Here is a 23,483-nt window from a genome sequence, read left to right as displayed (position 1 = left end):
GAGGGCACAGCTTAACGAGAACGACTGCCTGTTGAAAGGTTTGTTAGATTAAGAAATATTTGCTCAGGCTCGGAAAGGATCTATCGGCAAAATTAATTCCTGATGTCCGGCCTGTCGGGTCAACTCCAATTGAAGCAGCACACTGGCACTGGCTGTATGCACCGCCGAATGCAGGTCTGCACCCAAAATCAGGTGGGCCAGCAAGGTGGAGGCAAACAGGTCGCCGGTGCCTTTGGCGGCACAATCGACGCGAGGATGGCTAAGCAGGGTGTCGGCGCGGGGTTCTTTGCGCGACATTAATAATTTGATCTGGCCATCCTGCCAGGAGTCGGGAGCGGCGCTGGTAGCAATGACCCATTCGGTACGGCCATTTAGCAAGGCGTGCGCGGCGCTTGAACTGCCCTGGATGGTGTCGCAAGGCTGTTGGGACAGCAAGGACAGCTCGTAGTTATTGGGAGTCAGGCCCGTGGCCAGCGGCAGCAAGGTTTCGTGATAGGCGGGAATCAGCGCCGGGTCTACGTAGACTCCTACATCCAGATCGCCTATGACCGGGTCCACGATGACCAGAGTGTCCGGATGGTCTTGCAACAAGGCCTTCAGCCAGTTCGCAATGATGACGGCCTGATTGGCGCTGCCCAGATAACCGATCAGGACAGCGCGCACCTTGTCCAGCGCACCACGCAGCACCAGGTCATCCAGAAAGCCTTTCAGCCATTCATCGGGGACGGCACCGCCGTGCACGGTGGGGTATTGCGGGTTGTTGCTGAGCAACACGGTGGGAACGGCGGCGACTTTAAAGCCGTGCCTACGTAAGGTCGGGCCGGCAACATTGTTGCCCACCCGACCGTAGACCACTTGAGACTGAATCGAAACGACATCCACATGGTAGGGATGTCGTTCGCGATCAACAAACGTTACAGCAGTGTTCATGCAGCACAATCAGCGGAACTGGCTTGTTTAAGTTGGCTGAGCCAGTTGGTCAGGACCGTAGCAGCAGCGGCGTGCAGGCGTTTTTGTACCGCCATGGCTTCCAGACGCAGCATCTGCGGGTCGATATCCGCTTGTCCCAGTTCGTTGGCATGACCAACCAGCCAGCGTTCCAGCTTGCTGGTGTCGGCCTCCAGGTGAAATTGCAGACCCAATACCTGGCTTCCAAAGGAGAAGGCCTGGTTGGGGCCTACGTCCGTGCTGGCCAGGTGAATGGCTCCATCGGGAATGTCGAACTGATCCCCGTGCCAGTGCAGGACGGGAATGCCGCTGACGGCGGCCAGGGGCGATTCTTTGCCCGCTTCACTCAGTTTCAGGGGAGAGAAACCGATTTCTTTCACACCCAGCGGATACACATTGGCTCCCAGAGCACGAGCAATCAGTTGCGCGCCCAGGCAAATGCCCAGCAGGGGTTTTCCTGCCAGCAAGAACTTGTTGATCAGTTCCAGCTCATCGGACAGGAAGGGGTAAATCTTTTCGTCGTAGGCGCCGATTGGCCCGCCCAATACAACCAGCAGGTCAGCGTCCTGTTCACCCACATGGCGTAGTGACTCGACGGAAGGGTCAATATATTGAACTTGGTAGCCCTGTTCGATCAGAACAGGTTCCAGTGTGCCCAAGTCTTCAAAATGGATATGACGCAGTGCGATGACTTTCTTCATAAGAGTTTCTTTCAATCCAGATGGTAAGGATGTCAGCTCGTGGTACCGATGTCTACATTAATGGCACCCGACAGGGGGAAGGTGCAACACGCCAGCGCATGGCCCTGGGCCTTGTCCTGATCACTCAGGCAAAAGTCCGGTTCGGAGCGGTATTCGCCCTCCGATATCTGTACCCGGCAAGCGCCGCAAATGCCCGAACGGCATTGGCTGCGAATAGGCACATCGCCTGCTTCCAGCATTTCCAGCAGGCTGCTGCCCGGCTCAGGGTTGAGCGTTTGTCCGGTGCTGCGTACATTGATTTGCAAGGGGGCACTGCCTGCTTCAGGCAGGATTTCCACACCCGCTTTGGCCGGTGGGGAGAAGGCTTCAATCAACATGTGCGAGATGGGGTGCGCCTGAATGGTGTATTCGCGCAAGGCCTGGGCAAACCCATGGCTGCCGCAAATCACCACGGCCTGCGGGTCTTTCAATTGCTCCATATTCTCAAAAGAGGGGCGTCCCACTTTGAAATGAGCGCTTTCGCGGATTTTTTCCTGCGTGACAAACACCGTCAGTGTGAACCAGCTGGTGCCCAGGTCCAGCTGCAGCAGCTCGTGCAGGAAAGGAATGTCGGCAATACGGGCAATACTGAGCAGCAAATGTACTTGTGGTACAGGCAAGCCGTCCTGGGCTCGCGCCGCCAATTCACGCAGCAAGGCAATGGGCAGGGTAATGCCAATGCCGCCGGCGATCATGGCGATACGCTGGTAACCCACAATCGAGTCCACCGAGATCTCACCCGCCACATATTGCAGGGGCACACTCATGCCCTCGCGCAAGGTGGCATGCAGATGATCGGAGACGCTATTGCGGCCCGACCCTTTCACGGCAATTTCAATCAGGTCTGGATCGGCCACACGGGTGATCGAATACATACGCTGTTGAATGGTGCCGCCGGTATCGGGGTAGCTCAGGGCGACATGCTTGCCTGCCCGCAAGGCGCTCAGAAAATCAAAGTGGCCACTTTGCACTCGCAAGGTAAACACTTTGACGTTCCCGGCCTCGGGGCGAACGGTCTCGCAGCGCGCCTGAATCATGGCTGTCATTGCAGCGCCTCCTGCTGTTCGGCCTCGGGCTGGGCCTTGCCGGATTTGCTGTTCAAGCCAATGCGCTCGATCAGGCTTTCTACCGAGCCGGTGTACACACCAATTTCGTTGGAGTCGCCGGTGTCGTGCAAGATGTCGCGAGCGTTGGGGAAGTTCACCATGGAGAAGACCTTTTCCCAGGCACCCATTTCATTGTTGGCGAACATTTCCACGGTGCGCAAAATCACGGCACGCATGTGCTCGCGCTCTTTCTGGCTCAGGCCGTGAATGATGTCGGAGGCCACAAAGCTGAACACGCTGGAATGGCTCCACTCGTCCATGGCGTGAGTGCGGGTGACTTCATGGCACACGGTCTGGATGCTCTTGTCCTCGGCCATGGTCTTCAGATAGTCGGTAATCAGGGTCTCGGAGGCGCAGGCAATGGCAAAGCGGGTCAGGCGACGCTCGGATTCGGAGCTGCACTGGCTCAGGATGTCATTGCGCCACTGCACCAGGTTGAAATTGGTGAAATCCAGGGGCGTCAAACCACGCATGGAGTAGATGTAGTTGCAGGCCATGATCGACATGCGCGTGTGCAGGGCCTCGTCCAGCAAAGCCTGGGACATCACATCTTGCAGCAGATTGCGGTTGGCGCTTGGGGGCGGGGTCTTGATGATGTCTTCGCAAGAAGGGGTGACCACGTTGCATTCAACATAAATGGTCTTGAGGTTGTAAATGCCCCAAGCGTAGGACAAGCACTGCGATTTCAATTCTTCAGGTGCTTCCAGCCAGGCCTGATGCTCGCGGAACGGCAAGAGGCATTCGCTGAAGTCAGCCTTGTTGGGATCGAACGCCAGATTGTTGTAGTCCGGCAGCTCCTGATTCACGGCAGCCCGGTTTTTCCAAAGTACAGACAGCTTTTGCAGCATATTACGTACGGCGTCATCAGTTTCGTAGCTTTTGATTGTCATTTCAAACTTCCTTGCTGTTGATTGCGATCTGTTCGAAATGAACAGGTCGTTTCTTTATTCCACCCATCTTTATTTCCAAATGGAAATTCGCAGGCTTAAAAGGATTTGCCGATTCTTATGGACAAGGCCCAAAAAAATCCCGTTGCCGGGTTTCTCAAACCGTGGGGATCAGCGTGGTTGAACTGCCGTTAAAGCAATGGAGTTTCCTGTAGTCGTGGGAAAACTGAGGATGTTTTTATCGTGCGCAGATAGAGAAAGGTGATAATCTGCTTGAGCGTTTAGAAGTATGGGTCTTGAGTATTCGTTGGCTGCATTCTAATGATCCTATGACAATAAATGACAGACCATTTTTCGGCTATTTAACAGACCACTTAATAATAAAAATTTGAATCTTGTTTTAATTGTTGACAAGAATAATCGGGATTGGCTTTATAGCTTGGTTTCAGGTGATTTTTAATTCTTTATGCTTTGAATGTTTATTCAAATAACAATAATTAAAAGTGGTCTGGTGGATTTATTTTTAATGGACTGTTTGATAGGTCGATAAACAGAATAGGATGTTTATCTTTCGCCCTTGGAATCGTCATGCCAGGGCTGCACTTTTGCCTGTGTTTGAAAAGTCTGCACGGTGGCAACAGTAGCCAATTTCTAAACAGGAACTCCCATGAAGAGTCTTGCCGGTGGCGACACCCCCCACCTGCCTCTGGTGGGTTCGCAATTTCTACAGCAAAGCGATCGCAATCTTTGGGACATCATCGAAGCCGAACGGCGTCGCCAACAACACACCATTGAGCTGATCGCTTCCGAGAATTACCTGAGCCGCTCCGTTCTGGACGTGCAGGGCTCCTTGCTCAGCAACAAGCAGGCGCAAGGCTATCCTGGGCAACGGATTTACGGCGGGTGCGAACAAGCCGATCAAACTGAAGAGCTGGCCATCGAGCGGGCCAAGGCGGTTTTTGGGGCCTCCTATGCCAATGTGCAGGCGCACTCGGGCAGTCAGGCTAATCTGGCGGTGTATCTGGCCTTGCTCTCACCGGGCGACACGATTCTGGCGCTGGACCAAAGTGCGGGTGGGCACCTTAGCCATGGCTCGCATTTCAATGTGTCCGGACGCTGGTTTCAGACCTGCTCGTATGGGGTGGATCGTCAGACGCAATGGGTGGACATGGATGAAGTCCGCGCTCTGGCTCACAAGGAACGACCACGGCTGATCATTGCCGGAGGATCGTCTTATTCACGGACCCCGAATTTTGCCGAGTTCAGAAATATCGCCAACGAGGTCAATGCCTACCTGATGGTGGATTTGGCGCACAGTGCGGGACTGGTTGCTGCGGGGCTGATGGAGTCGCCCGTCAAGCATGCGCACGTTACGACTTTCTCCACGCATGGCACCTTGCGCGGTCCGCGTGGCGGGATCATCCTGAGCAATGAACCCAAGCTGGCCGAGCGCTTGAGCCAGGCGGTGTATCCAGGGCTGCAAGGCGGGCCTTTGCTGAACATTCTGGCGGCCAAGGCCGTGGCCTTGGGTGAGGCGATGAGTCCGTCCTATAAGGCCTATGCCCAGTCCGTCATCATCAATGCGCGCAGCTTGTGTCGTCGTTTGGCCGAAGGTGGGCTGACAGTGGTATCAGGCGGTACAGACTGTCATTTTGGTGTGGTGGATTTGCGCCCTTGGGACTTGTCCGGGCCTTTGGTGGAGCGGGTTCTGGCTCAGTTAGGCATTAGCTTGAGCAAGCACCGGGTGCCTTATGAGCAGGTCACTGGTGCGTACTCGGGGGTGCGTGTGGGCAGCGCCGCCTGTACCACGCGCGGTTTGGGCGAGGACGATTTCAAGGAAATCGGCGACATGATTCTGGCCTTGCTGGGCGGGGTGCGCAGTGGTTCGCGCAATCCCCGCACCGAGAATGCCATTCTGGAAGGGGTTGCCGACTTGAACCGGCGATTCCCCTTGATGTACTGATTTTTCCTGACCTAGCCTTTGCCCTGGCGGAGTGCGTTGGCCAGACGCAACATGGCGGATTCGATCTCGTAGGCGGTCAGGGATGCATAGCCCAGCAACCAGCCCTGTTGTTTTTCCTCACCAATGTACAGACGGCTCAAACCTGGCAGTTGAACGCCCGCACTCAAAGCGCGGCGCAGCGTGTGTTCTTCTGACCAGCCCGGCTCCAGAAAGCAGGGAATCTGCAAACCACCTTCAGGTCGAGCTGCACGGACTATGCCTTGCAAGTGCTGCTCGATGGCTTCCAGCATGATTTCTCGTCGCCCGGCATACAGTTTGCGCATGGCGCGAATATGAGAGTTGTAATGCCCGTCTTCCATAAAGCGCGCCAGCGTCAGTTGCAGGATTTGCGGTGTATGGCCATCCATGATGCTGCGGGCTTGGGTAAAGGGTTTGACCAGCTCGGGCGGCAAGGCCATATAGCCCATGCGCAGGCCCGGATACAGGGTTTTGCTGAAGGTGCCCAGGTAGATGGTGCGCTGGTATTTATCCAGACCTTGCACACATGCCGTGGGTAGCCCGTCGTAATGAAATTCGCTGTCGTAGTCGTCTTCCATAATCCAGCGGCCATTTTCTGCTGCCCAGTGTATGAGTTCCAGACGACGCTCCAGGGACATGGTAGCCCCGGTGGGATACTGGTGCGAGGGCGTTACATAAATACAGTTTGCGCCGCTGCGATCTTCATTGAGCAAATCGGTGCGCAAACCTTGTTCGTCTACACCAATCGGTACCACACGGGCCTCGGCCGCTTCAAAGGCTTTGCGGGCGCCGAAGTAGCCGGGGTTCTCGACCAGAATGGGTTTGCCAGCATCGACCAGCAATTGCGCACACAGGAACAGGGCTTGGCGCGTGCTGCTCAGAATCAAAATTTGATCGGCAGAGACTTTCGCACCACGCTCCAGATTCAGGTACACGGCAATCGCTTTACGCAGGGACTCGGTGCCTTGCGGGTCGCCATGCAGCAGGATGTTGGCCCGGTAGTCTTTCATGGCCTGACGTTGCAGGCGCTCCCACACATCGGTGGGGAAGTTGCGGGTTTCTGGCAAACCCGTGGCAAAGGCCTTGATGGTCTGTTGATCGGCAATGCCGCCACTTTCAAACACGGCGCGACCCCGGCGGCTTAAACCCGTGCCGGGTTCCATCACGCTGCGTTTCAGATCCTGGGCTTTGATGCGACGGTAGGCACTGCCGCGCAGCTCCGTGCCGACCGATTCAGAAACATAGCTGCCTGAGCCTTCACGTCGCACGATAAAGCCGTCGCGATGCAGCTGAACATAGGCGTTTTCAACCGTATCGCGGGCCATGCTCAGAGATTTGGCCAGGGAGCGTGTGGCAGGCAGCTTGACCCCGGGACCCAGGGCGCCATCCAGAATCAATGCCCGCAAGGCACGCTGAATGCGCTGGTGAAGATCCAGGGATTGAAGTTCGTCATCGTTAAGACGCATCTTCAAGGTGTCCAGTTCAAACGAACGCGTCATGCGGTCTGCTCCAGAGAATATTAATGGTCTGACTAATCAGACCATTGTGCTCGTAGACTTGATTGTCATTGCCGAAATAGGGGGGCCTGTTCCGGCGTTCAGGTTTGTACAGGATCTCAGCAAGTATGTCCCGACCCTTTAATTTCAGCGCAGGGCCCAGCGCCTTGCCAATGGATGTTCTATTGCAAATACGTGATGAGCTGCTTGATTTTGCGGGCACAGGGGTGTCCGTGATGGAAATCAGCCATCGTTCCCAGCCTTTCATGGATTTTGCCCATCGTACCGACGCCGCTGTGCGTCGTGTCCTGGCTGTTCCATCGGATTATCACGTCTTGCTCCTGCAAGGGGGTTCGTACCTGCAGTTTTCTCAAATACCGATGAACTTGTTTCATCGAACAAACACAGCGGACTATATACATACGGGTTTATGGTCGGAACAAGCAGCTAATGCTGCCAGGCAATATGGGAATGCCAGAATCATAGCCAGCTCTTATGAAACTGGATTTGATCGTATTCCCGAGATTAATGAATCTAATATTAATCGGGATGCGGCTTATTTGCATTACACGGAAAATGAAACCGCACAGGGCTTGCAATTTTCAAAACCGCCCAAGTCGCCTATTCCATTAGTCTGTGATGCCTGCTCCAGCCTGATGTCAAAACCGCTTGATATCTCGTCTCACGCTTTGGTTTACGCCTCAGCCCAGAAGAATATGGGAATTGCCGGTGTCACGCTGGTATTGCTTGATCCCGCTATTTTAGACAAGCCTTTGGCTAGTACGCCACAAGCTTTGGATTTTTCCATTCAGGCAAAAAAACAATCACTATTAAATACGCCATCTACCTTTTCCTGGTATGTGCTGGGTTTGATGCTGGAATGGATTGAGCGCGTTGGTGGAATAGAAGTATTGCACAAAATAAATAAGAAAAAATCGCAAGTGCTCTATGAGCTTATTGATGGTAGTGATGGTTTTTATATCAATAATGTTTTACCTGATTATCGATCCATCAATAATGTTCCATTTCATATTGCTGAAACTAATTTAGATAATTTATTTGCCGAAGAAGCGCAAAAGAATGGCTTTCACGGCTTGAAGGGCCATCAATCAACGGGGGGCTTGCGCGCCAGCATCTACAACGCCGTCACCTTGGATGCGGTACAGGCGCTGGCAGAGTTCATGCGTGAGTTCAAGCGCACGCACGGTTAGGGCGTGCGCCTGCTTTGCAACGCGGCCAAGCAGGTAGCCGCGACGTGGATAGAAATTTTTTTAAGGAAAAGCGATGTACGACAACACACTCAGCCTGGCTGAATTCGACAAGGAATTGGCTCAGGCCATTCAGGGCGAAGAAAGCCGTCAGGAAGATCACGTAGAACTGATTGCATCAGAAAACTACGCCAGCCCTTTGGTTATGCAGGTTCAGAACTCCGTGTTTACCAACAAATACGCCGAGGGTTACCCGGACAAGCGTTACTACGCCGGTTGCGAGTTTGTGGACGTGGCCGAACGTCTGGCTATCGAGCGCCTGAAAGCCGTGTTCGATTGCGACTACGCCAACGTGCAGCCTCACGCCGGAGCGCAGGCCAATACTGCTGTGTTCCTGGCTTTGCTTAAACCGGGCGATACGGTGATGGGGATGAACCTCGCTCAGGGCGGGCACCTGACACACGGCAACCCCATCAATATTTCCGGGCGTCTCTACAATATTGTTCCTTACGGGGTGGATATCCAAACCGGGCTGATCGATTACGACGAGATGGAACGTATCGCTGTCGAGACCAAGCCCAAAATGTTGATTGGTGGCTTCTCCGCCTATTCGCGTGTGAAGGATTGGGCGCGCATGCGTCAGATAGCCGACAAAGTGGGTGCCTGGTTCTGGGTTGATATGGCCCACGTGGCGGGCCTGGTGGCGGCGGGTGAGTACCCCAGCCCCTTGCCATACGCGCATGTGGTCACCAGCACGACACACAAAACCCTGCGCGGTCCACGCGGTGGCGTGATCATGGCTAAAGGGCAAAGCGACGATTTCTACAAGCGCCTTAACTCCGCGGTTTTCCCTGGCGTGCAAGGTGGCCCCCTGATGCACTTGATTGCGGCCAAAGCCATTGCTTTCAAAGAGGCTCTGCAGCCGGAATTCCGTACCTATCAGCAAAACGTGGTCCGTAATGCCCGCGCCATGGCGGCGGTATTGATGCAGCGTGGCCATAACATCGTCTCAGGCGGGACCGATAACCACATGATGCTGATCAACTTGTCGGCCAAACCCTACACCGGGCAAGAGGCCAGTGATGCCTTGGCAGATGCCTACATCACCGTAAACAAGAACTCGGTGCCCAACGATCCGCGCTCGCCCATGGTGACCTCGGGTATCCGTATCGGAACGCCCGCCGTGACGACACGCGGCTTTACGGTGGCGGACTGCGAGCAGCTGGCGCATTACTTGTGTGATGTGCTCGATGCCTATGAGGCTGGCACCCTGGATACGATCAAGCACGAGATCCGTGAAAAAATCGTGACCTTGTGTCGAAGCTATCCCGTGTATCAAGTGCAGACGGAGCCAGCACAGCTGTAATTCAAAGAAAAAGCCCAGGTGTTTTAACGTTTGGGCTTTTCTGTATTCATTCTGCTTGAAACGCAGGGCTGCCTTATTGAATATAGGCGTTATGGGTGGCGTGTTGCCTCGCCTTGCGCTTGCCAGTCTGTATATCCCCGGGCCCGCAGTTCACAAGCAGGGCATTGCCCACAGCCATATCCCCAGTCATGCAGGGTTTCCCGCTCGTTCTGGTAGCAGGTATGGCTGTCTTCCTGGATCAGCTTCACTAAAGCATCCGAGCCCAACTGGTGGGCCAGTTCCCAGGTATCTGCTTTATCCAGCCACATCAGTGGGGTTTCCACGGTCAGTGGACGCTCGATCCCCAGGCTCAATGCCACTTGCAGTGCTTTGAGCGTGTTGTCACGGCAATCCGGGTAGCCGGAATAGTCGGTTTCAGACATGCCGCCAACCAGCGTATCCAGTCCCCGACGGTAGGCCAGGGCGCCAGCCAGAGTAAAGAACAGCAGGTTTCGACCCGGCACAAAGGTATTGGGCAGACCGTCCTCTTGCATGGCGATCGTCATGGACTCGGTCATGGCGCTGCCGCCTATCTGAGCCAGGACGCTGGCATCGAGCACATGGTCTTGCCCCAGGCGTTCAGCCCAATGCGGGAATTGCTGGCAGAGTTTTTCTCGGAGCGTCTGGCGACACTGCAATTCCGAATGGTTGCGCTGGCCGTAGTCAAAGCCCACGGTTTCCACAAAGGCAAAGCGGTCCAAGGCCCAGGCCAGGCAAGTGGCTGAATCCTGTCCGCCCGAAAATAAAACCAGTGCCCGGCGGCGGGGAGTGTGCGGTTTCATGCTTTGGCCTGTGCAGTGCTCAGGGCGCGGCGCTTCATGGTGCTGATCAGGGAGTTGAGCAGCACGCCGTACATGGGCACAAACAGCAGCAGGCTGACGCCCAGTTTGATGACGTAATCGACAACGGCGATCTCGCCCCAGTGCTCGGCCATGAAGGGGTTGCTGCTGCGCCAGAAGGCGATGCCGAAAAAGGCCAGCGTATCCAGCGCCTGGCCAAAGACGGAAGCCGCGGCCGGAGCAATCCACCATTGCTTGTAGTCGCGACGGATACGATCAAACACCTGCACGTCCAGCAACTGCCCCAGGACGTAGGCGGCAAAACTGGCCAAGGCAATACGGAATACAAAACTGTTGAATTCGCCCAGTGCCTGCAAGCCATTGAACTGGCCTTCATTAAAGAGTACTGAGACTACATAAGAGGCGATCAGGGCCGGGAACATGGCGCGGGTAATCACGCGCCGCGCTTCGGACTTGCCCATCAAGCGCACGGTCAGGTCGGTAGCCAGAAAAACAAAGGGAAAGCTGAAGGCTCCCCAGGTGCTATGGAAGCCGAACAGTTCAATGGGAAGTTGAACCAGGTAATTGCTGGCAATCACAATAAAAATGTGAAAGGCAATCAGAAGTCGCAAATAGAACGACAGCCGTGAAGACGGCACGGTAGGCAGAGTCATGTCTGGACCTTTTTGGTGGATGGGGTGAGGGAACCCATTGAAAATGGACTGCAACCGACTATTGTACGGGCAGTTGCGGTTCGAGGGAATGATTGACGGGCACAAGTGTAGCGCGCCGCAGCACTGCGCTTATACGTCTGCCTTGATGAGGCTTATGGCACATCAGAGGGGGAGGGGCCTTGTAGAGGCTCAAACAAGCTCGCTTGCCAACGTAAACGAGCTTGTGCGGCCTCTATCTGAATGAACAGTGCTTATCAGGCAGATGTAGGTTGCAGACACTCTATCAGCAAGCGTTTGTGTAACTGGTGCACTTGTTCAAAGGGCACGGGCGAGTTCTGTGGACCCAGAACCAGCAAGACCATCAACCACATCAGGGAAGGGGAGGCGGCCAGGATGTAGTCGGACGAGCTGACGTCGGGGCGGATGAGACCTCGCTGTATGCCCAGATCGAAAAACGCCTGATTGGCCGTGTAGTTCTGGCTCAGGAGTTGTTTGCCCCAATAATGGGCCAGATCCGGCACGCGGCCGCTTTCTGTCATCAAGAGCCTGAACATGGCTTGCACGTCCGGGTTGGACAGGCGTTCATACAACTGGTGCAGGTACTCATCCACGATACAGGACAGAGTGTCTGCCTCGGAAGTATCGGACAGCTCAAAGGTATTGCCATCGGGTGGTAGCAGTGTGCTGTGGAGCATGTCCTCGAACACTTCATCTTTGCTGCTGTAGTGCGCGTAAATTCCGGACTTGGAGATACCGGCGCGTGCGGCGATGCGTTCCAGCGAGGTACCCAGAAAACCCCGGTGTGAAAATTCTTCAAAAGCGGCTTTCAGAATTTCACGTTTTCGCTCGGCCGACGGCAGGTAACGTCGCTTGTTTGTGCTTTCGTTTTTTGGAGGTTTATTTTGGTGCGTGTCTGTCATGTCATCCTGTGTGGATGGGCAAGATATGGGGCTTGCAGTATATCAGGCCGCTTGTCTGGGGCTGATGGCAAGCCATGTTGGCTGCGGTTTGAGGGCTTGACGCGGCGCTGTGCTTGTTTTGTCACATGGCTGGAGAAATAATAGTTCTGCTATGTGTTTGAGTTACCTCTTGTTTCACTGAATTGCAGCATCTTTGTTTTTTTTTAAAAGCCTTTCCTTTTCAAGGAAGCTTTATTTGTTTTTTGGCTGTTTTTCATTTCCCTATTTCATATCAAGCACGGTATAACAACGAATGCAACTTGGGCGGACGGTTTTTTATCTGTCATGAACTTGATCTACCGCAAAGGTTTTTTATCGCTCTTTGTTAAAAGGCCTGCATGCAAAAAGTTTAGATGTAAACTGGTGTATTATTAAAAAGACTAAGCAGTCGTATCTGCTTTTTTCTTGATATGTACTTTTTGCGGAGTGGCAATGGTTAGCAGGCAGTCCCTTGATCAGACTGAGCAGTTAGACGCATCCGCACGAGCCGCCTGGGCTCGTATCTGGAGTTCCATCTCCCCCGAATCGCAGTTTCTTGCCTGGATGGACTGGATACGCCATCTGGCCCTTAGTCCCGGCAAACAAGAGCAGCTACGACAGTTGGCCCAAAATCAGTGGGAACAGCTGTTTCGCGAATGGAGCGAAGAGCTGGCTGCATCAGCGCAGCTGTCCTCGCAACGCTCAGAACAAGCCCCCGCCCCTGCCTATACCGACCGTCGTTTTTCCGATCCCGCCTGGGATCGTTGGCCTTTTAATTTGCTGCGCCAAACCTATAAGGCACAGCAACAGTGGTGGCAAAGCGCCACGGAAGGTGTGGCCGGTGTTGAACCCCATCATCAAAAGCTGATTGCCTTCGGTGCCGAGCAATGGCTGAACATGCTCAGCCCCAGCAACTTCGCCTGGACCAACCCTCTGGTGTGGGATAAAACCCTTGCAGAACAAGGGGATAACTTCAGCCGTGGCCTGGAAAACTGGCAGCAGGATATGCAGGCCCAGTTTGCAGGCGAACCGCCCGTAGGCACAGAGGATTTCGTGGTAGGTAAAGATGTTGCCGTCACGCCGGGCAAGGTGGTGCTGCGCAACGAGCTGGTTGAACTGATTCAGTACACACCCGCCACCAAGCAGGTTCATCCCGAGCCTGTCCTGATCGTGCCGGCCTGGATCATGAAATACTACATTCTGGATCTGTCCGAGCAAAACTCCCTGATCAAATACCTGGTGGATCAAGGCCATACGGTGTTTTGCCTGTCCTGGAAAAACCCGCTAGCCGAAGACCATGCCTTCGGCATGGACGACTACATTCGCCTGGGCTGGAAGGCCAGCCTGGATGCGGTCAACGCCATTGTCCCCGGCCAGAAAATCCACGCGACCGGCTATTGCCTGGGCGGTACCTTGCTGGCCATTGCGGCTGCCGCGATGGCACGTGATGGTGACGACAGGCTTGCTTCCCTGACTTTCTTTGCGGCTCAAACCGACTTTTCCGAGCCGGGCGATCTGTCCCTGTTCATTGACGAAAGCCAGGTCAGCTTGCTGGAAGCCCAGATGGCCGACGAGGGTTACTTGCGCGCCAATCAGATGGAAGCGGCTTTTCAAATGCTGCGCTCCGCTGATTTATTGTGGGCGCCCATGGTCAATAAATATTTATTAGGCGAACGTCGTCCTTTAAATGATTTGATGGCATGGAATGCCGATGCTACGCGTATGCCCGCCACCATGCATTCGCAATATTTGCGTCGCATGTATTTGAATAATGATTTAAGTCAAAACCGTTATCCGGTTGAAGGCCGTATCGTTTCTCTGGCGCAGGTTAATTTGCCTGTTTTTTGCGTTGGCACGGTTTCCGATCACGTTGCACCTTGGCGTTCTGTTTACAAGCTGCATTATCTGGTGCCTTCCGAGATCACCTTTGTATTGACCACCGGCGGGCATAACGCCGGCATTGTCAGCACGCCGGGTCATCCGCGTCGCAAATACCAGATACATACCCGTGCAGCCGGTACCGCCCCCGTTCTGGTGGACGACTGGCAAGCGCAAGCGGCCTCGCATCAGGGTTCCTGGTGGCCCGCGTGGACTGAGTGGTTGAAAGCGCGCTCGGGTGCGGAGGTCAAACCACCGCAAATGGGTGCGGCCAAACAGGGCTACGCCCCCGTTTGCCCGGCACCCGGTCAATACGTATTAGTGAAATAAGCAGTCAGCTTGTACAGGCCCGCCAAGCAGTGGGCTTGCCACTCTGTTTTATGTCGGCAACAGGCGCAAAGCCTGTCGCTGACGTGCTGTTTTGCCTTGACGGCAGTTCTCCTTTTTCTCATTAGGCATTTTTCCAATGGCCCCACAGACCTACGATTTGAGTATCAAGCACCGAAGCGCTGCGCGTCGCCCTCATTTCGCGCTGGCTGCCTTGCTGCTTGCCCTGGCGGGTTGTGCCTCGATGGCACCCGATTACGAACAGCCCGCTTCCCCCGTTCCACAAGCCTACCCGGACCTGTCCGCGGGTCAGGCCAATGCGGTGCGAGCGCGTGATCTGGGCTGGCGTGAATACTTTAAAGATCCGGTTCTGAGCAAGCTCATTGAGACTGCGCTGGAAAATAACCGCGATATGCGGGTGGCGGTGTTACGGGTGGACGAAGCCCGTGCCATGTTGAATTTGCAGCGCAGCGAACGCTTTCCTGAGTTCACTTTGAATGGTCAGACTGCACGTTCGCGTGTGCCCGGTGATATGAACCCCAGCGGCCAGGCCGTGACGGGTGGCGATTACCGTGCCCAGGTCGGCCTGACCAGTTGGGAGCTGGATTTGTGGGGCCGTGTACGTAGCCTGGAAGATGCCGCCTTGCAAGGTTGGCTGGCTACCGAGGCAGGCCGACAAGCCGTGCATGTGGCTTTGGTCTCGCAAGTGGCCAATAACTATATTGTGGTGCGCGAGCTGGACGAGCGTGTGCGGATTGCCCGCAAAAGCGTAGAGACTCGCCAGGAGTCCTACCGCATTTTCTCCCGTCGCTATGAAGTAGGCGCAACGTCCAAGCTGGATGTGACGCAAGTGCAAACCTTGCTGACGCAGGCCCAGTCCATGCTGGCCCAGCTGGAACAGCAACGTGCGGTGCAACTGCATGCTCTACAACAGCTGCTGGGCGCCGATCCGGGTGTGTCCCCAACAGGCGCGCCTTTGAATGAAAACATCATGCTGGCCGAGCTGGCGCCCGGCTTGCCGTCGGATTTGATGGTCTGGCGTCCTGACATTATTGCGGCTGAACACAAGCTGCGTGCTGCCAACGCCAACATCGGTGCAGCCCGTGCCGCCTTCTTCCCCCGCATTGCCTTGACCGGCAATTTTGGTACCGCCAGCGCCGAGCTGGATGGTCTGTTTGACTCCGGCAGCAAAGCCTGGATGTTCGCTCCTACGATTTCCCTGCCTATCTTTGATGGTGGCCGTCGCAGCGCCAATCTGGATGTCTCTTACGTGCGTCGTGACATGCGTATCGCGGAGTACGAGAAAGCCATTCAAACGGCCTTCCGTGAAGTGTCGGATGCCTTGTCGACTCGCCATTGGTTAAGCCAGCAGCTGGAAGTTCAACTGGTGGCCCGTGGCGCCCAGACCGAGCGCGCCCGGCTGGCGCAGATGCGTTACGACAACGGTTCGGCTGCCTATCTGGAAGTGCTGGATGCGCAGCGTGACTTGCTGGATGTGGAGCAGCAAGTGGTGCAAACGCGCCGTGCGCTCCTGGCCAGCCAGATTGCCATGTACAGCGCCCTGGGCGGTGGGCTGGACCCCGCCGAGCCCCTGACCAACACCCATACCTCCTCTAATTCGGATCCATCCTCGAGCCAGCTATGAGCAAACAATCTTCTTTGAAAAAAAATCTTGTTCCTGTCCTAATCGTTGCCGGGGTTCTGGGCCTGGGCTGGTGGGCATGGCAGAAAATGTCCAACACCGGCCCTGGCGATGGCTTTGTCAGCGGCAATGGCCGTATCGAGGCGACCGAGATTGATATCTCCACCAAATTTGCCGGACGTATCCAGAGCATTGCCGCTCACGAGGGTGACTTTGTGAAAGAAGGCGAAGTGCTGGCCATCATGCAGCAGGACAGCCTTGAAGCGGCTCGTGATGAAGCGGTGGCCGGTTTGCGTCAGGCTGAAAACAATGTGGCGGCTTCTCAGGCTCAAGTGGCCTTGCGCGAAAGCGATGCCATCGCTGCCAAAGCCTTGATTGGTCAGCGTGAGTCGGAACTGGATGCGGCTCAACGTCGTCTGGCCCGTTCTACTACCTTGTCCAAAGAAGGTGCGGCTTCGGCTCAGGAACTGGATGATGACCGTGCCCGTGTGCGGGGTGCTCAGGCTGCCGTTGCCGCTACCAAGGCTCAGGCCAATGCCGCAGAAGCCGCCATTAATGCTGCCAAGGCTCAGTTGATTGGTGCCCAGTCTGCCGTGGAAGCCGCCAAGGCGGCTGTGGCTCGTATCGAAGCCGACTTGCGCGACAGTGAGCTGGTCAGCCCCCGCGATGGCCGTGTGCAATTCCGTGTTGCCCAACCCGGTGAAGTGCTGGGTGCCGGTGGCCGTGTGCTGAATGTGCTGGACCTGTCCGATGTATACATGACCTTCTTCCTGCCTAGCGAAGTGGCCGGCAAGGTGGCCTTGGGTACGGAGGTGCGACTGGTTCTGGATGCCATTCCTGATATGCCGGTTCCAGCAACTGTGTCTTTTGTGGCCAGCTCCGCCCAGTTCACCCCCAAGAGTGTGGAAACGGCTTCGGAGCGTCAAAAGCTGATGTTTCGCGTCAAGGCTCAGATCGCCCCCGAGCTGCTGAAAAAGCACCTGGAGCAAGTCAAGACCGGCTTGCCCGGCGTGGCCTGGGTCAAGCTGGACCCCAATGCCAGCTGGCCTGAGTCGCTGACTTCTACCTTGACGGAGTAAACCATGCCCAAGCAGCAAGCGGCGGCCGTTGCTCGCGTTGTTGAGCTGAGTCAGCGTTATGGCGACACGCTCGCACTGGATCGTTTAAGCCTGGATGTTCCTGCCGCTTGCATGGTCGGACTGATTGGTCCTGACGGCGTGGGCAAGTCCAGCTTGCTGTCCCTGCTGGCCGGTGCCCGCGTGATTCAGGAAGGCCGTATTGAAGTGCTGGGTGGCGATATGGCGGAAAAAAGCCATCGCGACCAGATTTGTCCGCGCATTGCCTACATGCCTCAAGGCTTGGGCAAGAACTTGTACCCCACCTTGTCGGTGGAAGAAAACCTGCAGTTTTTTGGCCGTCTGTTCGGGCATGATGCTGCCGAGCGCCGTCGTCGAATTGACGATCTGACGCGTAGCACGGGTCTGCATCCTTTTCTGACACGGCCCGCAGGCAAGTTATCAGGCGGTATGAAGCAAAAGCTGGGTCTGTGCTGCGCATTGATTCACGATCCGGATTTTTTGCTGCTGGATGAACCGACGACAGGCGTAGACCCCTTGGCCCGTAAGCAGTTCTGGGACTTGATCGAGCGCATTCGTATCGAACGCCCCAGCATGAGCGTGATCGTGGCCACCGCCTATATGGACGAAGCCCAACGCTTTGATTGGTTGGTCGCCATGGATGACGGCAAGATTCTGGCAACGGGTTCGCCTAACGAGTTGCTGGAACGCACGGAGAGCAAGAGTCTGGAGCAGGCTTTTATCCGCCTTTTGCCTGAGGACAAGCGCCAAGGCCATAAGGCCGTAGAAATCCCTCCGCTGGATGTGGATGCAGACGATATCGCCATTGAAGCCGAAGGGCTGACGATTCGTTTTGGCGACTTTACCGCCGTGGACAATGTGTCCTTCCGTATTCGTCGTGGCGAGATTTTTGGCTTTCTGGGATCAAATGGTTGCGGCAAGTCCACCACCATGAAGATGCTGACCGGCTTGCTGCCCGCATCCGAGGGTCAGGCCTGGCTGTTCGGCCACGAGGTGAATCCCAAAGATATTGATACCCGCCGTCGCGTGGGCTATATGTCGCAGGCTTTCTCCCTGTACAGCGAGCTGACGGTTCGACAAAACCTGGTGCTGCACGCCCAGTTGTTCCACGTCCCCGAGGACGAGGTGGAGGGCCGGGTAGCTGAAATGGTGGAACGCTTTGAACTGGGCCAGATTCTGGACCGCCTGCCCGATGCCATTCCTCTGGGCATGCGTCAGCGTTTGTCCTTGGCCGTGGCCATGGTGCACAAGCCAGAGCTGCTGATTCTGGACGAGCCGACCTCCGGGGTGGACCCGGTGGCGCGCGATAACTTCTGGCGTTTGCTGATCGAGCTGTCCCGCCGCGACAAGGTCACGATTTTCATTTCCACCCACTTCATGAACGAGGCGGAGCGTTGTGACCGCATGTCCATGATGCACGCCGGCAAGGTGCTCGATAGCGACACGCCTGCCAATCTGGTGAAAAAGCGGGGTGCCGCGAATCTGGAAGAAGCCTTTATCGGCTATTTGCTGGAAGCCAGTGGTCCGGAACCTGAAGTGGAGCCCGCTACAGAACAAGTCGTCGCAGCCCAAGGGCAGGAGCATAGCGACAAGCGCGATCGCTTTAGCCTGCAACGTTTGTTGAGCTACACCTGGCGCGAAGCGCTGGAACTGCGCCGCGATCCGGTGCGTGCCACCTTGGCCTTGGCCGGCTCCTTGATTCTGCTGTTCGTGATGGGCTTTGGTATTACGCTGGACGTAGAGGATTTGCGCTACGCCGTGCTGGACCGTGACCAAACCAGCATCAGCCAGAACTACGCCTTGAACCTGTCCGGTTCACGCTATTTTCTGGAGCAGCCTCCGTTGACGGACTATCAGGATCTGGATAACAGGATGCGGCGCGGCAAGATCGCGCTGGCCATTGAGATTCCCCCCGGTTTCGGGCGCGATGTTCTACGTGGCAGCAATCCTGAAATTGCCGCCTGGGTAGATGGCTCCATGCCTACCCGTGCCGAGACTATCCAGGGTTATGTGAAAGCCATGCACCAGCAATGGCTGGTGACACAGGCCAAGGAACGCTTGGGGGCGGGGGCCCTGGTGGTACCGGCCAGTATCCAGGACCGTTACCGCTACAACCCGGACGTCAAGAGCTTGCCGGCCATGGTTCCCGCCGTGATTCCGGTGCTCTTGCTGATGCTGCCGGCCATGCTGACGGCGCTATCGGTGGTGCGCGAGAAAGAACTGGGTTCCATCATCAATCTGTACGTCACGCCGGTGACGCGTGTGGAGTTCTTGCTGGGCAAGCAGATTCCCTACATTGGCCTGGCGATGATCAACTTTCTATGCATGTGTTTGCTGGCGATCACGGTTTTTGATGTTCCGATCAAGGGTAGCTTCCTGACCCTTAGCCTGGCCACCTTGATGTTCTGTGTGATTTCAACCGGCATGGGCCTGGTTGCGTCTACCGTCACCAAGAGTCAGATCGCTGCCATGTTCTTTGCCATGATCGGCACCATGCTGCCTGCCACACAACTGTCTGGTTTGTTGAACCCGGTGTCCTCCATGGAAGGAATCAGCCGCTGGGCGGGCGAGATCTACCCGGCCACGCATATGTTCAACATCAGCCGCGGTGTGTTCAACAAGGCCTTGGCTTTCTCGGACTTGCATGGTGCCTTGTTCGCTTTGTTGTTGGCGATTCCGGTGGTCCTGGGCGCGGCAGTCATGCTGCTGAAAAAGCAGGAGAAGTGAGATGAGAAAACTCAAGAATGTACTGTTGTTGGGGCGCAAGGAACTATGGAGTCTGGCCCGCGACCCCATGATGCTGCTGCTCATCGTGTATGTGTTTTCGGTCTCGATCTACACCTCGGCAACGGCTCAGCCCGAAACCCTGAACAATGCGCCCATTGCGATTGTGGATCAGGACCAAAGCCCCTTGTCGGCCCGGATCAGCTCGGCCTTTTATCCGCCGGAATTCATTCATCCGCGCATGATCGAGTACGGAGAAATGGACTCGGGCATGGATACCGGAGAGTTTACGTTTGTGCTGAACATTCCGCCTGGTTTCCAGCGTGATGTGCTGGCTGGACGTAGTCCCGAAGTGCAGTTGAACATTGATGCCACCCGCATGAGTCAGGCCTTTACCGGCAATAACTACATCCAGCAGGTGGTCATGGGCGAGGTCAACGAGTTCGTGCGGCGTTACCGCAGTGTGGACACCTTGCCGGTGGATCTGGCCTTGCGCGTGCGCTTTAACCCCACGCTGGAAAAAGCCTGGTTTGGCAGTATTGCCGAGGTCATCAACTCGGTGGCGATGCTGTCCATCATCCTGACCGGCGCCGCCCTGATTCGGGAGCGCGAGCATGGCACGATCGAACACTTGCTGGTGATGCCTGTCACGCCAGGCGAGATCATGGCGTCCAAGGTAACGGCCATGGGGCTGGTCGTGCTGGTGGCGACGGCGGCTTCGCTGAACTTTGTGGTGCGGGGCCTGTTGGGCGTACCGATTGAAGGCTCCATCCTGCTGTTCTTGTGCGGCGCGGTGTTGTGCTTGTTTGCCATGACTTCCATGGGGATTTATCTGGCCACCTTGTCGCGCAGCATGCCGCAATTCGGTTTGCTTCTGATGCTGACCTTGCTGCCCATGAACTTGCTCTCGGGTGGACGCACCCCCCGCGAAAGCATGCCTGAAATTGTTCAGAACCTGATGCAGCTGGCTCCCACCACGCACTTTGTGTCCTTGGGTCAGGCCATTTTGTTCCGTGGCGCAGGGATTGAAACCGTATGGCAACCCTTTTTAGCCCTGCTGGTGATCGGGACAGCGTTGTTCCTTCTGTCACTGCGGCGTTTTCGTAACACCATCTCTCAGATGGCTTGATGGACTGGGCCCCGTCAGGGGGCACTTTTTTCCTTTAAGGAGATTTCGATGAGCATGGAAACACTTCCCCTGGATCTGTACAAGGCCAATGTCGAGTTGCAATTGCGTATCACCCGCCTGCTGCAGGAAGGTGGTCATCGCTGGCTGGAATCCGTACAGAAAAGCAATTTGCGCAGCATGGAGCAGACCACGGCTGAAATCGAGGGCTTGCTGCAAACCGGCAACTGGCAATCCTTGGCCACCTTGCCCGCCGACACGTTCTGGCGCTTGTTCCAGTATGGGGTCAACGACAGCCAGACCATCAATCAATTGGCGATTCAGAACCAGACCGAGTTCACCTCCGGTTTGCAGCAAGCGCTGGAAGCCTGGCAAAAGTCGGTGATGGCGGTCGTCAGTGACACCAGTGCAGCCGTGCCTATGATGGATATTTTCAAGCAGTGGGGCGCACCTTGGGCAAATGCTGCCAGCGCCTCTGACACTAAAAAGGGAGCATGAGCAGTATGTCTACGGTTAAACGCACGGCGTTGGTGACAGGTGGGATGGGCGGTCTGGGTCAAGAGATTGCCCGTGCCCTGCATGATGCGGGCCACGAAGTCCTGGTGACTCACTCGCGCAGTGAGGCCGATGCCCAGGTCTGGCTAAAAGAGCAGGCCGATGCAGGTTACGTGTTCCAGGGCTATCACGTTGACGTGGCCGATTTCGAGTCGTGCCAGCAAATGGCGCAAGCCATCGAGAAGGATGGCCTGCAGGTCGACATCCTGATCAATAACGCCGGTATCACGCGCGACGGTACGTTCCGCAAGCTCAGCAAAGACAAGTGGGACGATGTGCTGCGCGTCAATCTGGACTCGGTGTTCAACGTGACCAAGCCCTTTATCGACGGCATGCTGGAGCGTACCTGGGGCCGGATCATCAACATCTCGTCCATCAATGGCAGCAAGGGCCAGTTCGGCCAAACCAATTACTCGGCCGCCAAGGCAGGGATGCACGGCTTTACCAAGGCGCTGGCTCAGGAAGTGGCGCGCAAGGGCGTGACGGTAAACACGATTTCCCCCGGTTATCTGGCCACGAAAATGGTCATGGCCGTGCCTGAAGATGTGCGTAACAGCATTATCGCGGGCATTCCTGTTGGCCGTTTGGGCAAGCCCGAGGAAATTGCCGCTCTGGTGACTTTTATCGCCAGCGAAGCAGCTGGATTTATGACAGGTAGTAATGTCGCCATGAATGGCGGCCAGCATATGTATTAAGCCCGACCCGGTTCGGCTGCTGCCTGTATGGGCCCGCTTGTCGGGCCTGCGACTTATGAAAGGAATGGATATGCACAAAGATATCGCCATTGTTGCTGCGACTCGTAGTCCCATCGGCCGTTTTCAAGGAGGGCTGTCTACGGTGCCCGCCCACGATTTGAGCGCACAACTGATTCGTGCCGTGCTCCAGAGTACGGGCGTTGCAGCCGAACAGATTGATGAAGTTATTTTGGGCCAGATTCTGACCGCCGGCGCTGGTCAGAACCCGGCCCGTCAGGCCGCCGTGAACGCCGGCCTGCCTTATGAAGTTCCCTCCATGTCCCTGAACAAGCTGTGCGGCTCGGGTTTGAAAGCCGTGCATCTGGCGGCGCAGGCTATCGCATTGGGCGATGCCGATCTGGTGCTGGCCGGTGGTCAGGAAAGCATGAGTCTGGCTCCCTTTGTCGTGCACAAGGCACGTACCGGCCTGGGTCTGGGCCACGCCATGATGGACGACACCTTGCTGCGTGACGGCCTGACCGACGCTTTCCATAACTACCACATGGGTATCACGGCAGAAAACCTGGCCGAGCGTTACGGCATCACCCGTGAACAGCAGGATGCGTTTGCGGTGGAGTCCCAGCGTAAAGCGGTCGCGGCCATGGAAGCAGGGCGCTTCAAGGACGAGATCACCCCGATCGACGTGCCCCAGCGCAAGGGCGACCCAGTCCGTGTCGAGGCCGACGAGCAGCCACGTGCACAAACCACCCTGGAATCCTTGGCCAAGCTGCGTCCTGCCTTCAAGAAAGAGGGCACGGTTACAGCGGGCAATGCATCTACCATTAACGATGGCGCTGCCGTGCTATTGCTGGCCAGTGCAGAAAAAGCCAAGGAACTGGGCCTGCCCGTTCTGGCCTGGATTCGTGGCTGGGCGAGCACGGGCGTAGACCCGGCCATCATGGGTATTGGTCCTGTCTCGGCCAGCCGCAAGGTCTTGAAGAAGGTAGGTTGGGAACTGGATCAACTGGACCTGATCGAAGCCAATGAAGCCTTTGCCGCCCAGTCTCTGGCGGTAGCCAAAGACTTGCAGTGGGATATGAACAAGGTCAACGTCAATGGCGGTGCCATTGCTTTGGGTCATCCTATTGGTGCTTCCGGGGCGCGCGTGCTGGTGACGCTGGTTCATGAAATGCGTCGCCGTGGAACCCAGAAAGGTCTGGCCACTTTGTGCATTGGCGGTGGTCAAGGCGTAGCGATTGCTATTGAGGCCGCTTGAACAGATAGCTGATTGAAGGGAG

General features: G+C 56.0%; 19 protein-coding genes. 11 read left to right on the top strand and 8 right to left on the bottom strand.

All coding sequences use genetic code 11. From position 1 onward, the window contains the following. Window positions 1–63: 63 nt before the first annotated feature. Genes pdxK through CPY64_RS12790 form a run of 4 tightly spaced genes read right to left on the bottom strand, consistent with a single transcriptional unit; the run spans window position 64 to window position 3,684 of the window. Window positions 64–930, bottom strand: coding sequence for a pyridoxine/pyridoxal/pyridoxamine kinase (gene pdxK / locus CPY64_RS12805; RefSeq protein ID WP_042487148.1), 867 nt, complete (start codon window positions 928–930; stop codon window positions 64–66). Beyond that, window positions 927–1,649, bottom strand: a complete 723-nt coding sequence (locus CPY64_RS12800; RefSeq protein WP_026484647.1) for a glutamine amidotransferase — start codon at window positions 1,647–1,649, stop codon at window positions 927–929. The genes pdxK and CPY64_RS12800 overlap by 4 nt, the downstream gene beginning before the upstream one ends. A gap of 32 nt (window positions 1,650–1,681) precedes the next feature. After that, window positions 1,682–2,734: a 2Fe-2S iron-sulfur cluster-binding protein gene (locus CPY64_RS12795; protein ID WP_042487151.1), complete on the bottom strand. Its 1,053-nt coding sequence runs from the start codon at window positions 2,732–2,734 to the stop codon at window positions 1,682–1,684. Then, on the bottom strand, window positions 2,731–3,684 hold the full coding sequence (locus CPY64_RS12790; protein ID WP_042487153.1) for an AurF N-oxygenase family protein: 954 nt from the start codon (window positions 3,682–3,684) through the stop codon (window positions 2,731–2,733). Before CPY64_RS12790 ends, CPY64_RS12795 begins: the two co-directional genes overlap by 4 nt. Window positions 3,685–4,348: 664 nt before the next feature. Here CPY64_RS12790 and CPY64_RS12785 point away from each other — a divergent pair. After that, window positions 4,349–5,644 carry a serine hydroxymethyltransferase gene (locus CPY64_RS12785; protein ID WP_035275287.1) on the top strand — a complete coding sequence of 432 codons (1,296 nt, stop codon included), beginning with the start codon at window positions 4,349–4,351 and terminating at the stop codon, window positions 5,642–5,644. Window positions 5,645–5,655: 11 nt separating this feature from the next. On the opposite strand, the gene pdxR is transcribed toward CPY64_RS12785, so the two are convergent. Next, window positions 5,656–7,161 carry a MocR-like pyridoxine biosynthesis transcription factor PdxR gene (pdxR, locus tag CPY64_RS12780; RefSeq protein WP_042487158.1) on the bottom strand — a complete coding sequence of 502 codons (1,506 nt, stop codon included), beginning with the start codon at window positions 7,159–7,161 and terminating at the stop codon, window positions 5,656–5,658. Between the two features lie 125 nt (window positions 7,162–7,286). On the opposite strand from pdxR, the gene serC reads away from it, so the two are divergent. Both serC and glyA read left to right on the top strand, forming a co-directional pair. Further along, complete coding sequence (gene serC / locus CPY64_RS12775; RefSeq protein ID WP_042487159.1) at window positions 7,287–8,369, top strand: 3-phosphoserine/phosphohydroxythreonine transaminase; 1,083 nt, start codon at window positions 7,287–7,289, stop codon at window positions 8,367–8,369. Between the two features lie 73 nt (window positions 8,370–8,442). After that, window positions 8,443–9,732 carry a serine hydroxymethyltransferase gene (gene glyA, locus CPY64_RS12770; protein ID WP_042487161.1) on the top strand — a complete coding sequence of 430 codons (1,290 nt, stop codon included), beginning with the start codon at window positions 8,443–8,445 and terminating at the stop codon, window positions 9,730–9,732. 89 nt (window positions 9,733–9,821) lie between these two features. Here the strand turns inward: glyA and queC are convergent, their stop codons facing one another. From queC to CPY64_RS12755, 3 genes are all read right to left on the bottom strand, one after another. Beyond that, a complete protein-coding gene (gene queC / locus CPY64_RS12765; RefSeq protein ID WP_042487163.1) occupies window positions 9,822–10,553 on the bottom strand; it encodes a 7-cyano-7-deazaguanine synthase QueC in 732 nt (243 codons plus the stop codon). After that, on the bottom strand, window positions 10,550–11,224 hold the full coding sequence (locus tag CPY64_RS12760; protein ID WP_042487166.1) for a 7-cyano-7-deazaguanine/7-aminomethyl-7-deazaguanine transporter: 675 nt from the start codon (window positions 11,222–11,224) through the stop codon (window positions 10,550–10,552). The genes queC and CPY64_RS12760 overlap by 4 nt, the downstream gene beginning before the upstream one ends. Before the next feature lie 254 nt (window positions 11,225–11,478). Beyond that, entirely contained in the window at window positions 11,479–12,144 is a 666-nt protein-coding gene (locus tag CPY64_RS12755; protein WP_042487170.1) for a TetR/AcrR family transcriptional regulator, read from the bottom strand. A 471-nt stretch (window positions 12,145–12,615) separates the two neighbouring features. Here CPY64_RS12755 and CPY64_RS12750 point away from each other — a divergent pair, with 471 nt between their 5' ends. The 8 genes from CPY64_RS12750 to CPY64_RS12715 all read left to right on the top strand — a co-directional run bounded on the left by CPY64_RS12750 (window position 12,616) and on the right by CPY64_RS12715 (window position 23,461). Beyond that, the gene (locus CPY64_RS12750; protein WP_042487173.1) at window positions 12,616–14,370 is read left to right on the top strand and encodes a PHA/PHB synthase family protein; all 1,755 of its coding nucleotides are present in this window, start codon (window positions 12,616–12,618) and stop codon (window positions 14,368–14,370) included. Between the two features lie 136 nt (window positions 14,371–14,506). After that, on the top strand, window positions 14,507–16,012 hold the full coding sequence (locus CPY64_RS12745; RefSeq protein ID WP_080723811.1) for an efflux transporter outer membrane subunit: 1,506 nt from the start codon (window positions 14,507–14,509) through the stop codon (window positions 16,010–16,012). Continuing rightward, window positions 16,009–17,088: an HlyD family secretion protein gene (locus CPY64_RS12740; RefSeq protein ID WP_042487176.1), complete on the top strand. Its 1,080-nt coding sequence runs from the start codon at window positions 16,009–16,011 to the stop codon at window positions 17,086–17,088. Before CPY64_RS12745 ends, CPY64_RS12740 begins: the two co-directional genes overlap by 4 nt. 3 nt (window positions 17,089–17,091) lie before the next feature. Continuing rightward, on the top strand, window positions 17,092–19,833 hold the full coding sequence (rbbA, locus tag CPY64_RS12735; RefSeq protein WP_042487179.1) for a ribosome-associated ATPase/putative transporter RbbA: 2,742 nt from the start codon (window positions 17,092–17,094) through the stop codon (window positions 19,831–19,833). 1 nt (window position 19,834) lies between these two features. Continuing rightward, window positions 19,835–20,959, top strand: a complete 1,125-nt coding sequence (locus tag CPY64_RS12730) for an ABC transporter permease (RefSeq protein ID WP_042487182.1) — start codon at window positions 19,835–19,837, stop codon at window positions 20,957–20,959. Between the two features lie 54 nt (window positions 20,960–21,013). Next, window positions 21,014–21,454 carry a phasin family protein gene (locus tag CPY64_RS12725; RefSeq protein ID WP_373862643.1) on the top strand — a complete coding sequence of 147 codons (441 nt, stop codon included), beginning with the start codon at window positions 21,014–21,016 and terminating at the stop codon, window positions 21,452–21,454. A gap of 5 nt (window positions 21,455–21,459) precedes the next feature. Next, window positions 21,460–22,206 carry an acetoacetyl-CoA reductase gene (gene phbB, locus CPY64_RS12720; RefSeq protein WP_042487188.1) on the top strand — a complete coding sequence of 249 codons (747 nt, stop codon included), beginning with the start codon at window positions 21,460–21,462 and terminating at the stop codon, window positions 22,204–22,206. 70 nt (window positions 22,207–22,276) lie between these two features. After that, a complete protein-coding gene (locus CPY64_RS12715) occupies window positions 22,277–23,461 on the top strand; it encodes an acetyl-CoA C-acetyltransferase (RefSeq protein ID WP_042487192.1) in 1,185 nt (394 codons plus the stop codon). The last annotated feature ends 22 nt before the right edge of the window (window positions 23,462–23,483 follow it).

Origin of the sequence: Alcaligenes faecalis, assembly GCF_002443155.1 — a bacterium.
Classification (GTDB): Bacteria; Pseudomonadota; Gammaproteobacteria; order Burkholderiales; family Burkholderiaceae_B; genus Alcaligenes; species Alcaligenes faecalis.
The sequence above is the reverse complement of the archived record's forward strand: the minus strand, read 5'-3'. Positions and strand labels throughout refer to the sequence as shown.

Coding starts and splice junctions, on each gene's coding strand:
- pdxK (WP_042487148.1), bottom strand. CDS start 930: ATGAACACTGCTGTAACGTTTGTTGATCGCGAACGACATCCCTACCAT.
- CPY64_RS12800 (WP_026484647.1), bottom strand. CDS start 1,649: ATGAAGAAAGTCATCGCACTGCGTCATATCCATTTTGAAGACTTGGGC.
- CPY64_RS12795 (WP_042487151.1), bottom strand. CDS start 2,734: ATGACAGCCATGATTCAGGCGCGCTGCGAGACCGTTCGCCCCGAGGCC.
- CPY64_RS12790 (WP_042487153.1), bottom strand. CDS start 3,684: ATGACAATCAAAAGCTACGAAACTGATGACGCCGTACGTAATATGCTG.
- CPY64_RS12785 (WP_035275287.1), top strand. CDS start 4,349: ATGAAGAGTCTTGCCGGTGGCGACACCCCCCACCTGCCTCTGGTGGGT.
- pdxR (WP_042487158.1), bottom strand. CDS start 7,161: ATGACGCGTTCGTTTGAACTGGACACCTTGAAGATGCGTCTTAACGAT.
- serC (WP_042487159.1), top strand. CDS start 7,287: ATGTCCCGACCCTTTAATTTCAGCGCAGGGCCCAGCGCCTTGCCAATG.
- glyA (WP_042487161.1), top strand. CDS start 8,443: ATGTACGACAACACACTCAGCCTGGCTGAATTCGACAAGGAATTGGCT.
- queC (WP_042487163.1), bottom strand. CDS start 10,553: ATGAAACCGCACACTCCCCGCCGCCGGGCACTGGTTTTATTTTCGGGC.
- CPY64_RS12760 (WP_042487166.1), bottom strand. CDS start 11,224: ATGACTCTGCCTACCGTGCCGTCTTCACGGCTGTCGTTCTATTTGCGA.
- CPY64_RS12755 (WP_042487170.1), bottom strand. CDS start 12,144: ATGACAGACACGCACCAAAATAAACCTCCAAAAAACGAAAGCACAAAC.
- CPY64_RS12750 (WP_042487173.1), top strand. CDS start 12,616: ATGGTTAGCAGGCAGTCCCTTGATCAGACTGAGCAGTTAGACGCATCC.
- CPY64_RS12745 (WP_080723811.1), top strand. CDS start 14,507: ATGGCCCCACAGACCTACGATTTGAGTATCAAGCACCGAAGCGCTGCG.
- CPY64_RS12740 (WP_042487176.1), top strand. CDS start 16,009: ATGAGCAAACAATCTTCTTTGAAAAAAAATCTTGTTCCTGTCCTAATC.
- rbbA (WP_042487179.1), top strand. CDS start 17,092: ATGCCCAAGCAGCAAGCGGCGGCCGTTGCTCGCGTTGTTGAGCTGAGT.
- CPY64_RS12730 (WP_042487182.1), top strand. CDS start 19,835: ATGAGAAAACTCAAGAATGTACTGTTGTTGGGGCGCAAGGAACTATGG.
- CPY64_RS12725 (WP_373862643.1), top strand. CDS start 21,014: ATGGAAACACTTCCCCTGGATCTGTACAAGGCCAATGTCGAGTTGCAA.
- phbB (WP_042487188.1), top strand. CDS start 21,460: ATGTCTACGGTTAAACGCACGGCGTTGGTGACAGGTGGGATGGGCGGT.
- CPY64_RS12715 (WP_042487192.1), top strand. CDS start 22,277: ATGCACAAAGATATCGCCATTGTTGCTGCGACTCGTAGTCCCATCGGC.